Origin of the sequence: Saccharothrix sp. S26 (assembly GCF_021390395.1) — a bacterium.
Classification (GTDB): Bacteria; Actinomycetota; Actinomycetes; order Mycobacteriales; family Pseudonocardiaceae; genus Actinosynnema.
Genome location: NZ_JAJUWT010000037.1, coordinates 57,164 through 67,281 on the forward strand (window position 1 = coordinate 57,164; position 10,118 = coordinate 67,281).

Annotated in this window: 10 protein-coding genes; 4 read left to right on the plus strand and 6 right to left on the minus strand. The window is 73.9% G+C overall.

The features are described from left to right. Nucleotides 1-12 precede the first annotated feature (12 nt). Nucleotides 13-1,119: a glycosyltransferase family 4 protein gene (locus tag LZG04_RS40140; protein WP_233827198.1), complete on the minus strand. Its 1,107-nt coding sequence runs from the start codon at nucleotides 1,117-1,119 to the stop codon at nucleotides 13-15. Next, entirely contained in the window at nucleotides 1,116-3,269 is a 2,154-nt protein-coding gene (locus LZG04_RS40145; RefSeq protein WP_233827199.1) for a glycogen debranching N-terminal domain-containing protein, read from the minus strand. Before LZG04_RS40145 ends, LZG04_RS40140 begins: the two co-directional genes overlap by 4 nt. Before the next feature lie 169 nt (nucleotides 3,270-3,438). On the opposite strand from LZG04_RS40145, the gene LZG04_RS40150 reads away from it, so the two are divergent. Next, a complete protein-coding gene (locus tag LZG04_RS40150) occupies nucleotides 3,439-3,804 on the plus strand; it encodes a DUF1330 domain-containing protein (protein WP_233827200.1) in 366 nt (121 codons plus the stop codon). Between the two features lie 3 nt (nucleotides 3,805-3,807). Here LZG04_RS40150 and LZG04_RS40155 read toward each other — a convergent pair whose 3' ends face one another. Next, on the minus strand, nucleotides 3,808-4,392 hold the full coding sequence (locus LZG04_RS40155) for a D-alanyl-D-alanine carboxypeptidase family protein (RefSeq protein ID WP_233827201.1): 585 nt from the start codon (nucleotides 4,390-4,392) through the stop codon (nucleotides 3,808-3,810). Beyond that, nucleotides 4,392-5,330: a class A beta-lactamase gene (gene bla, locus LZG04_RS40160; RefSeq protein ID WP_233827202.1), complete on the minus strand. Its 939-nt coding sequence runs from the start codon at nucleotides 5,328-5,330 to the stop codon at nucleotides 4,392-4,394. The genes LZG04_RS40155 and bla overlap by 1 nt, the downstream gene beginning before the upstream one ends. Nucleotides 5,331-5,413: 83 nt before the next feature. Between bla and LZG04_RS40165 the strand changes: the two genes are divergently transcribed. Both LZG04_RS40165 and LZG04_RS40170 read left to right on the plus strand, forming a co-directional pair. After that, on the plus strand, nucleotides 5,414-6,301 hold the full coding sequence (locus LZG04_RS40165) for a LysR family transcriptional regulator (RefSeq protein ID WP_233827203.1): 888 nt from the start codon (nucleotides 5,414-5,416) through the stop codon (nucleotides 6,299-6,301). Nucleotides 6,302-6,303: 2 nt separating this feature from the next. Further along, nucleotides 6,304-7,197 carry a serine hydrolase gene (locus LZG04_RS40170; RefSeq protein WP_233827209.1) on the plus strand — a complete coding sequence of 298 codons (894 nt, stop codon included), beginning with the start codon at nucleotides 6,304-6,306 and terminating at the stop codon, nucleotides 7,195-7,197. A gap of 9 nt (nucleotides 7,198-7,206) precedes the next feature. On the opposite strand, the gene LZG04_RS40175 is transcribed toward LZG04_RS40170, so the two are convergent. Continuing rightward, nucleotides 7,207-8,064 carry a LysR family transcriptional regulator gene (locus LZG04_RS40175; protein ID WP_308199684.1) on the minus strand — a complete coding sequence of 286 codons (858 nt, stop codon included), beginning with the start codon at nucleotides 8,062-8,064 and terminating at the stop codon, nucleotides 7,207-7,209. Between the two features lie 94 nt (nucleotides 8,065-8,158). Here LZG04_RS40175 and LZG04_RS40180 point away from each other — a divergent pair, with 94 nt between their 5' ends. After that, nucleotides 8,159-9,010: an NAD(P)H-binding protein gene (locus LZG04_RS40180; RefSeq protein WP_233827205.1), complete on the plus strand. Its 852-nt coding sequence runs from the start codon at nucleotides 8,159-8,161 to the stop codon at nucleotides 9,008-9,010. Nucleotides 9,011-9,050: 40 nt separating this feature from the next. Here the strand turns inward: LZG04_RS40180 and LZG04_RS40185 are convergent, their stop codons facing one another. Beyond that, nucleotides 9,051-9,803 (minus strand): SDR family oxidoreductase, encoded by a 753-nt coding sequence (locus tag LZG04_RS40185; protein WP_233827206.1) that lies wholly within the window; start codon nucleotides 9,801-9,803, stop codon nucleotides 9,051-9,053. Between the last annotated feature and the right edge of the window lie 315 nt (nucleotides 9,804-10,118).

Sequence of the window (10,118 nt, forward strand, 5' to 3'; positions counted from 1 at the left end):
TCTGGGACGACGTCAGACGCCGTGCTCGGAGACGCTGCGGGGCCGTGGGGTGCTCGCGCGCAGGACGGGCGCGTTCAGGGCCACGTGCCCGGACCCGGCGACGACCTCGCAGTACACGTCCTCGTACCGGGCGGCCATGAGGTCGACGTCGAACCTGTGGACCGCCTCCGCGCGGCACCGGTCGGGCGACAGCTCGTCGACCCGGCGCAACGCGGCGACCAGCGACGCGTGGTCGTCGCACACGAACCCGGTCTCACCGTGCGCGACCACCTCCGGCACCGAACCGCGACGGGACGCGACCACCGGCGTGCCGCACGCCATCGCCTCCACCATCACCAGCCCGAACGGCTCGTCCCAGCGGATCGGGAACAGCAGGCAGCGGGCGGCGGTCAGCAGGTCGAGCTTCTCCTCGCGGCCCACCTCGCCGAGCCACTCCACGCCGGGCCCGAGCAGCGGCTCGACCTCGTGCAGGAAGTACTCGCGCTCCTCCGGCTCGCGGCACTTCGCCGCGATGCGCAGCGGGATGCCCGCCTCGGCGGCGGCGGCGATCGCCTGCGGTATGCCCTTCTGCGGCGTGACCCGGCCGAGGAACAGCGCGAAGTCCTCCTTGTCCCGCCGGAACGGGAAGGTCCGCACGTCGATGCCGTTGTGCACGGTCGCCGCCCAGCGCAGGTCCGGGGCGAGCGCGCGTTGCGAGTCCGACACGGCCACCAGGTGCACGGAACCGTCGAGGCCCCGGTAGTAGCGGCCCATGTCGCCGGTCACGGGCGCGTGCGCGGTCACCACGGTGGGGAGCGGGCGGCCGCGGGCGAGCAGCGGGCCGGCGAGGCTGTGGTCGTGCACGACGTCCACGTCCAGGTCGGCCAGGATGGCGGGCAGCGCGGCCGCGTGCACCACCTCCGGGATGCCCTGGCCCATCCGGTCCGGCTGCGCGTGCTCGTACGTGCGGCGGAACTCGGCGGCCGTGCCGTTGCGCCCGACGCCGACGAGCACGACGTCGTTGCCGCGCGCGACCAACCGGTTCACCAGGTCGGCGCACATGGACTCGGTCCCGCCGTAGGCCGCGGGCGGCAGCTCGAACCACGGCGGTGCGATCATCGCGACGCGCGGCCCGGTCACCGGTCCCGCCCCCTGTCCAACCCGGGGTGCACGCCCACCGGCTCGCGCACCAGCTCGACGTCGTCGGGCAGCCCGGTCACGCGCACCCCGCCGCCGTCGACCTCGATGTCGACCTTCGCGCCCAGCATCGGCACGCCGTCGAGCGCCAGCGGCTCGAACGACTCCGGCAGCACGGGGTCCAGCCACACCTTGCGGCGCGGCGCGTACGGCTCGACCCGCAGCAGCACGCGCAGCAGGTGCACCGGGGTCGCCGACGCCCACGCCTGGGGCGAGCACGACGTCGGGTAGGGGATGGGGTCGCGGTACTCGGCGCGGTCGAAACCGCACAGCAGCTCGGGCAGCCTGCCGCCGAACGCCTCGGCCGCGTCCAGCACGGCGGTCGCCACCTTCTGCGCGTACTCCACGAAGCCGTACCGCATGAGCCCGTGCACGATGATCGCGTTGTCGTGCGGCCACACCGACCCGTTGTGGTAGCTCATCGGGTTGTACGCGCCCATGTCGGAGGCGAGGGTCCGCACGCCCCACCCGGTGAACATCTGCGGTGACAGCAACGCCTCCGCGACCCGTTCGGCCTTGTCCTCGTCCACGATGCCGCTCCACAGGCAATGACCGATGTTGGAGGTGAGCGCGTCGACCGGCTGCTTGGCGCCGTCCAGCGCGACCGCGTAGTGACCGAGGTCGGGCAGCCAGAAGCGCTCGTTGAACCGCTGCTTGAACACCGCCGCGCGCTCGCGCCAGCGCCGCGCGCCGTCGAGGTCCTCGAAGTCCTCGCACAGGCACGCCCGGGCGAGGTAGGCGTTGTAGACGTAGCCCTGCACCTCGCACAGCGCGATCGGACCGCGCGCGATCCGGCCGTCGGCGAAGTTCACCCCGTCCCAGGAGTCCTTCCACCCCTGGTTGACCAGCCCGCGCTCGGTCGCGCGCTGGTACTCCACGAACCCGTCGCCGTCCCGGTCGCCGTAGTGCTCGACCCAGTCCAACGCCCGGTCGACGTGCGGGAGCATCTTCTCGACCTGGTCGCGGCCGATGCCCCACCGGGACAGCTCGCCCAGCAGCATCACGAACAGCGGCGTGGCGTCGGCGGTGCCGTAGTAGACGTTGCCGCCGCCCAGCGCCAGCGACGCGTCCGGGCCGAACCGCATCTCGTGCAGGATGCGCCCCGGTTCCTCCTCGCTCTCGGGTTCGACCCGCTTGCCCTGGTGGTGGGCCAGCGTCCGGACCGTCCCGAGCGCCAGGCCCGGGTCGATGGGCAGCGACATCAGCGAGGCCAGGATAGAGTCGCGGCCGAACAGCGTCATGAACCAGGGCGCGCCGGCGGCGACCGCGGTGTCCGAGGGCCGGTCCGGGTCGAAGATCCGCAACGCGCCCAGGTCCTGCCTGCTGCGCTGGAGCGTGACGGCCAGCGACGGCCTGCCCGCGTACCTCAGCACGGGCACGGCCTCGCGCCACCGGCGGGCCCGCAGCACCGGCACCGACTCGTCGATGGGGCGTCCGAGCGGGAACATCGGGTCGGTCACCCGGCCGTCCACCACCGGCTGCACCGTCACGCGCGCCGACCACTCGCCCTTGGCCGGGACGACCGCGCGGAAGGTGAGCGTGGCCGGCGAGTACTCCGCGCCGTCCGCCGTCACCCGCACGCCCCGGCTCTGCCCGTCCAGCCGGCGGGTCAGGACCAGCTCCTCCGGCTCCACGTCGCACTCGTGCCGCCCGCGTCGGCGGACCCGTCCCTCCTTGACCTCGAACAGGTCGGCGAAGTCCGCCTGGACGTGGACCGAGACGACGTGCGTGACGGCGTCCCGGCCGAAGTTGCGCAGCGTGATGTCCTCGCGCATGCCCCCGCCGACGTACCGCTCGCGGCGCACGAGCAGGGTGCTCTCGGCGTCGTGCGCGCGCGACCGGCCGCGACCGACGAACGTCATCCGGAACGGGTCGCCGGTGAGCGTGGTGATGTGCTCGACCGGCTCACCGTCCACCAGCAGCGCCCACCCGGAGACGATCCGGGTGTCCTGGAAGAACACACCCTGCGCGGCGGCACCGTCCACGTTGCCGTCACTGCCGCAGACGCAGAACGAAGTGCCGTGGACGAGCGTCACGGTGTCGGGTGACAGCGTCACGGGCGCGCCGTCGTAGGCCCAACCACCCTCGGTCATCGTCCGCCTCCTCCGCCGGGTGTCCTTCGCGCCGTCCGGGTCCAACCTCGGGTGCCACCCGTCGGAACGGGCAAACAACACCCATCCCACCGGGGGACTCCGCCCTCACCCGGTACGACCGGCGGATGCACCGATGCCGACGTGACACCGGGCCGCCATGCTGGTCGGCATGGCTGTCGATCCCCGCGGTGCCGACCTGAAGCGACTGCTGGCCGAGGATCCGGGTGGCCCGGTCGTCATGCTCAACCTGCTGCGGTTCGCCGAGGGCGGTGCGGCGTCGTACGAGGAGTACGCGCGGCACCTGCGCGAGACGTTCCTCCCTCGGTACGGCGCGGAGGTCCTGTACGCGGGCACGGGGTCGACCGTGCTGGCCGCCGAGGACGGGCAGAGGTGGGACGCGGTGGTGGTGGTCCGCTACCCCGACCGGGCCGCGTTCAGCCGCATGGTGGCCGACCCGGAGTACCAGCGGGTGACCCACCTGCGCACGCGGGCGTTGCGCGAGGCGGTGCTCCAGGCGACCGTGCCGTGGAGCTGACGGTCACGAACCGCTGGCGCTGGGCAGCATCGCGGGACAGCCGGCCGTCGCGTACGCCGGGTCGTACTCGAAGTGCCACTCCTCGTTGAGGTAGCGGCGGCACCAGCCCAGCGCCGGCCCTTGCCGCTCGACCCACGCCGCCGACCCCAGCGGCTGCACGTCCACCGCGATCCCCTTGACGTGCATGGACTTCTCCGGTGGCAGCACGTACCGGGCGGCCAGCTCGGCGTTGCCGAACCGCCGCACGGCGTCCTCGAACTCCCGCCGCTGCTGCCCGGTGCTGCGCTTGCCGTCGTTGAGGCACAGCGCGACCCCCTGCCCGCTCGCGGCGGCGCGCAGCCGTTCCCACGCCCGCAGCACGTCCGGGCGCAGGCCCTCGGGCTGTTCGTCGACGTAACGCGCGTCCAGCGGGCAGGCCGGGCCGGTCTCCGGGCCGGGCACCTCCTCGACGATCGCCAGCGGCCGTCCCGGGACGGGGTGGTGGACCAGGACCACCCGGCCCGTCGCGCCCAGCGCGCCCACCGAGGCCACGGCCGCCACGAGCGCGAGCAGCACGCCGATCACGATGCGTCGGGTCACGGTCGACATCAGGTGAGGGCTCCCACGACGTACGCGGCGGCCTCGGCGAGCAGCGCCTGGTCGTACCGGGCGTCGGCGGCCGCCTTGCTGGACATGATCGACACGACGAGCGGCGCGGCGTCCGGCGGCCACACGACGGCGATGTCGTTGACCGTGCCGTGCTCGCCGGTGCCGGTCTTGTCGGCCACCGCCCACCCCTGCGGCACGCCGGCCCGCACGCGCAGGGAGCCCGCCTTGGTGGCGTTGCGCTCCAGCAGGTCGCGGAGGAACGCGCGCTTGTCCGGCTCCAGCGCGTCGCCCAGCACGATCTTCCGGTAGTCGACGCCGATCGCCCGCGGCGAGGTCGTGTCGCGCGGGTCGCCGGGCACGGCGGTGGTGAGGTCGGGCTCGAACCGGTCCGACCGCGTGACGGTGTCGCCGAGGGAGCGGGCGTAGGCGGTCAGCTCGGCCGGGCCGCCGAGTTGGCGCAGCAGCAGGTTGCCCGCCGTGCCGTCGCTGTGGCGGACCGCCGCGTCGCACACCTGGCGGATCGTCATGCCGGTGGCCACGTGCTGCCGGGTGACCGAGGAGCTCGCCATCAGGTCGGCCTCGGTGTACCGCACGACGGTGTCCAAGTGGGACAGCGGGTTGCGGTGCAGGACCGCGGCCGCCGCCAGGCCCTTGAACGTGGAGCAGAACGCGAACCGCTCGTCCGCCCGGTGCTCGACCGTGACGCCGGTGCCCGTGGCGACCGCGTACACGCCCAGCCGGGCGTCGAACCTCCGCTCCAACTCGATCAGGTGATCGTGCGGCGCGGGGGAGGGGCTGGGCGTCGGGCTGGTCGTGCCGACGGGTTCGGCGGACGGCGCGGGGCCGGCGGACGTGTCCGGGGTGCAGCCGGCCAGCGGGAGCAGCGCGATCGCGCCCAGGAAGGCGCGGCGGCTGACGGTTCGGTGCGGCGGTGTCACGACACCGAGTCTCCACAGCGGACCGTGATGCTGTCCAAGACGGCGGCGCGGGCATCGATGCCGATCTGGCATAGTCGCGGGCTGTGGACGTGGTGGAGGCGTGCAAGGCGTTCGTGGCCGTGAGCGGGCACGGCAGCTTCACGCTCGGCGCCGCCGCGGCGCGGATACCGCAGTCCGTGGCCAGCAGGCGCGTCGCCGCGCTGGAGCAGCACTTCGGCGCGAAGCTGTTCACCCGGACCTCGCGGAGCGTGACGCTGACGCCGTTCGGTCGGGAGATGCTGCCCTCGGCGCGGCGGCTGGTCGACCTGGCCGAGGCGATGGAGCACGACGCCCGGCGCGCGAAGCTGCGCCCGTTCCGGCTGGCCGTGCCGGAGGTCTGCGCGCCGCGCCCACTGGCCCGGCTCGTCTCCGACGCCCGCCGCCACGACCTCGACCTCGACCCGCGCCCGGCCGGGCCGGCCGAGCGCGCGGAGCTGGCCCGCACGCTGGACGTGCGGGCCGCGCTGGTCGCCGTGCCACCCGACGACGGCGTCTGGCGCGTGCCGCTGGGCCTGGCCGGGCGCGCCGACCCCGGCGCGGCCTCGGCCGTCTACGTGGAGACGTTGCGCGCCGGCCGGGCCGCGCGGGCCACCCGCCGGCGCCGCATCCGCATCCAGCCGGAGGACGACGTGCCGCACGTGCGCGATCGCGTCACCCGTCTGCGTGACGCCGTCGGCCTGCAACCGTCCCAGGTGGTCGTCGCGCCGTCGCTGGTCGCCGCCGCGGCCGACGTGCTGGGCTCGACCGACCTGCTGCTGTGCTCACCGGCCCAGGCCGACGACCTGGGCCTGCACTGGCGGCCCATCGGCGAGCTGGACCTGGCCCGCGGCTACGACGTCACGGCCGGGCTGCGCGAGGACGCCGAACGCGTCCGCGACCTCCCGGCCGCCGCGATCGGCCGGTGCCTGGGCGTGCGGGACGGCCGCCCGTGACGATGAGGGTGCTGCGCGAGGCGCGTGAAGCGCTCGACGACGCGGGGCTGCGCGGCTCGTTCCTGGTGCGCGACCTCGACACCGGTGACGAGCTCGGCCTCGACGCCGACGTGGAGTACCCGGTCGCGTCGTTGGTGAAGGTGCCGCTCGCGATCGCCACGCTGGAACGCGTCCACCGGGGAGAGCTCGACGCCGCCACGCCGGTCGTGGTGCCGCCGGGCCGGATCGCCGCGCCGGGGCCGATCGGGCTGCCCAAGTTCCGCCACCCCGCCACGATCGCGGTGGAGGACCTGCTCTACCTGAGCGTCGCGATCAGCGACAGCACCGCCGCCGACGCCCTGTTCGCGCTCACCCCGCCCACTGAGGTCGCCGCCGAGCTGCGCCGGCTCGGCTACGAGGGCATCGCCGTGCGCCACCTCGTGCGCGACCTCGTCGACACGCCCGCCGAGCGGTTCAGCCCGGCCGAGGGGCACCTGGCCCACTCGCTGGCCATCGCGGCGGCCACCGAGGGGCGCGGGCACCCGGTGACCCAGCTGGACATCAGCCGGGCCAACGCGGGCTCGGCCCGCGCGTTCGTGGACCTGCTGCACGGCCTGTGGCGGCCGACCACGATCCGCCCGGCGGTTGCCGCCCGGGTCCGCGAGCTGATGGGCGACAACGCGTTGCGCCACCGGCTCGCCCCCGACTTCAGCTCCGACGCGTCGCGCTGGTCGTCCAAGACCGGCACGTTGCTCAACCTGCGGCACGAGGTCGGGGTGGTGGAGCACGCCGACGGGCAGGTGTTCGCCGTCGCCGCGCTCACCGAGTCACGGGTGCCCGCCGTGGTGCAGCCGGGTGCGGAGGCGTTGATGGCCCACGTCGCCCGCACCCTGCGTGACGCGTTGCGGTCGGCGTGAGCGGATGCGTCAGGGCTCGGGTGAGGACGGTCCGGCTCCGGTGGCGGCGCGGACGAGTGCCGCGGTGGCCGGCGACCGGGACTGCTGCGGCCAGGCGATCACCAGGGTCGCGGGCGGCGCGTCGGTGAGGGCGAGGTAGACCACGCCGGGCCGCGGGTAGCGTGCCGCGACCGACTCGGGCAGCACGGTGACCAGCTCGCCGAGTTCCACCAGCTTGAGCACCTGGGACAGGTCGCGGACGTCGTGCCGGGCGACGATGCCGTCGAGGTAGCGGTGGAGCTGGTCCTGCCCGGCCGGACCGTCGACGGGCAGGCCGAGGTCGGCGAGGCGGACCCGGTCGCGCCCGGCCAGGGGGTGGTCGCGCGGGACGGCGGCGACGCGGGGCTCGACCGAGAGGGTCTCGGCGTCGAGGCCCGTGCGGTCGAACGGCTCGTGGACCAGCGCCGCGTCGGCCTCGCCCCGGCGCAGGAGCCGGGTCTGCTCGCCCCACCCGCACAGGCGGACCGCGACCGGCAGGGACGCCGCCGGGTCGGCCGCGTACCGGGCGATGATCGTTTCCAGCAACCCGCCGTCGCTGTCGGCCTTGACCGCCAGCACGAGCTTCGGTTCGGCCGCGCGTTGTGCCCGCCGCCCGGCCGCCTCCAGCGCGTCCAGGGCGATCCGCGCCTGGTCCAGCAGCACGGCCCCGGCGGGTGTCAGCGCGACGTCGTGGGTGCTGCGCTCGAACAGCGTGACGCCCAGCTCCGCTTCGAGCTTGCGGATCGCGCGCGACAGGGGAGGCGCGGAGATGCGCAGCCGCTCGGCCGCGCGGGCGAAGTTCAGCTCCTCGGCGACGGTGACGAAGTAGCGCAGCGGTCGCGACTCCACGCGCACCACCTCCGAATCGGTATGTCCCTGAGGGTAACAAGCGGGTGTTCGATGATCCTTCCGACGCGGGCGGGGCGCGGGCAGGGTTGGTCACGTGATCATCGTGAGCGGTGCCAATGGAAATCTCGGTCGCGCGGTCGTGCAACGGCTGCTGGACCGCGTCGAACCGGAGCGGATCGGGGTGTGCGTGCGCGACCCCGAGCGGGCGGCGGACTTGGCGCGACGGGGTGTCCGGGTCAGGAAGGGTGCCTTCGCCGACGCGACGAGCCTGGCGCACGCGTTCGAGGGCGCGTCACGCGTGCTGGTCGTGTCGGTGGACTCCCACGGTTCGGCGGCCGTCCGCCTGCACGGGACCGCGATCGCCGCGGCCGGGCAGGCCGGTGCCTCGCGTGTCGTCTACACCAGCCACATGGGCGCGAGCCCGACGTCGCACTTCGCGCCGATGGTCGACCACGCGGCCACGGAGGTGGCGCTGCGGTCGTCCGGTGTCGCGTTCACGTCGTTGCGCAACGGCTTCTACGCGGCTTCGGCACTCATGCTGCTCGGTGGGGCGGCGGAGACCGGTGAACTCGTCGCGCCGGAGGACGGCCCGGTGTCCTGGACGTCCCACGACGACCTCGCCTCGGCGGCGGCCATCGCCCTGACCGAGGACGTTCTCGACGGGGTGACGCCCGCTCTCACCGGTGCCGAAGCGATCGACCTGACCGGCGTCGCGGAGATCGCCTCGCGGGTGACGGGCCGGACGATCCGCCGCGTCGTGGTGTCGGACGCGGAGTACCGGGCGGGGCTCGTCGCCCGCGGTCTGCCCGGGCACACGGCCGACCTGCTGGTGGGCTTGTTCGCGGCGAGCCGTCGGGGCGAGTTCGCGCGGGTCGACCCCGCCCTCTCCGACCTGGTCGGACGGCCCACCGTGCCGCTGGAGGACATCGTGAAATCCTCTCTCTGAGTACTCTATAGCTTCAGTGTTGACCAAATCCGGTACCTGGTCAGGTGAGGCCGCCGTTGGCGAAGATCACCTGGCCGTTGACCCAGCGGGCGGGACCGGCGAGGAAGGCGACGGCGTCGGCGATGTCGTCGGGCTCGCCGAGGCGTTCCAGCGGGGTGGCCTTGGCGAAGTTGGCGATCGTGGTGTCGTCCTTGCCCTGGAGGAACAACGGGGTCGCGGTGGGGCCGGGCGCGACCGCGTTGACGGTGATGTCCTTGCCGCGCAGTTCGCGGGCCAGGATCAGGGTGATGCTCTCGACAGCGGCCTTGCTGGCCACGTACGCGCCGTAGGTGGGCAGCTGCGTGCGGGTGACCGAGGTCGAGAAGTTGACGATCGCGCCGCCGGGCCGGACCCGGCGGGCGGCCTGCTGCGAGACGACGAACGTGCCGCGGACGTTGGTGCGGTGCACGCGGTCGAGGTCGTCGAGGTCCAGCTCGGCGATCGGCGCGAGCACCATGATCCCGGCGGTGTTCACCACCACGTCGATGCCGCCGAACGCCTCCTCGACCCGGTCGAACGCGGCACTCATGTCCCGCTCGTCGGCAACATCCCCACCGACCGCGATCGCCTGCCCACCACGGGCGGCGACCTCGGCGACGACCGCTTCGGCCCTGCCCTTGTTCCCGGCGTAGTGCACCCCGACCGCGAACCCGTCCGCGACGAGCCGCAGGGCAACCGCCCGCCCGATCCCCCCGCTGCCGCCGGTGACGAGGGCGACCCGAGTGGTGGCGGGGGTGGTGGTGTTCTGGGTCATCGGAATTCCCTTTCAGGTGCGCGAAAAATGAGTGCGAGGTCGACGAAGGCGCCGGTGTGGTTGGGAAAGTGGGCGCGGCGCGGGTGGTGCAGGCCCAAGTCGGGGGGGTGCGGGGTGCAAGTCGGGGGTGCGGGTGCAGGTTGGGCGGGTTCGGGTTCGGGTTGGGCGCGGGCGCAGGTTGGGGGCGCGGGTGCAAGTCGGGGGTGCGGGTGCAGGTTGGGCGGGTTCGGGTTCGGGTTGGGCGCGGGCGCAGGTTGGAGGCGCGGGTGCAAGTCGGGGGTGCGGGCGGAGGTTGGGCGGGTTCAGGTCGGGCGC

What these genes read in the sequence shown, in the direction of transcription:
- LZG04_RS40185 (WP_233827206.1), bottom strand. Translation starts at nt 9,803, where the DNA reads ATGACCCAGAACACCACCACCCCCGCCACCACTCGGGTCGCCCTCGTC.
- LZG04_RS40150 (WP_233827200.1), top strand. Translation starts at nt 3,439, where the DNA reads ATGGCTGTCGATCCCCGCGGTGCCGACCTGAAGCGACTGCTGGCCGAG.
- LZG04_RS40170 (WP_233827209.1), top strand. Translation starts at nt 6,304, where the DNA reads ATGAGGGTGCTGCGCGAGGCGCGTGAAGCGCTCGACGACGCGGGGCTG.
- LZG04_RS40145 (WP_233827199.1), bottom strand. Translation starts at nt 3,269, where the DNA reads ATGACCGAGGGTGGTTGGGCCTACGACGGCGCGCCCGTGACGCTGTCA.
- LZG04_RS40155 (WP_233827201.1), bottom strand. Translation starts at nt 4,392, where the DNA reads ATGTCGACCGTGACCCGACGCATCGTGATCGGCGTGCTGCTCGCGCTC.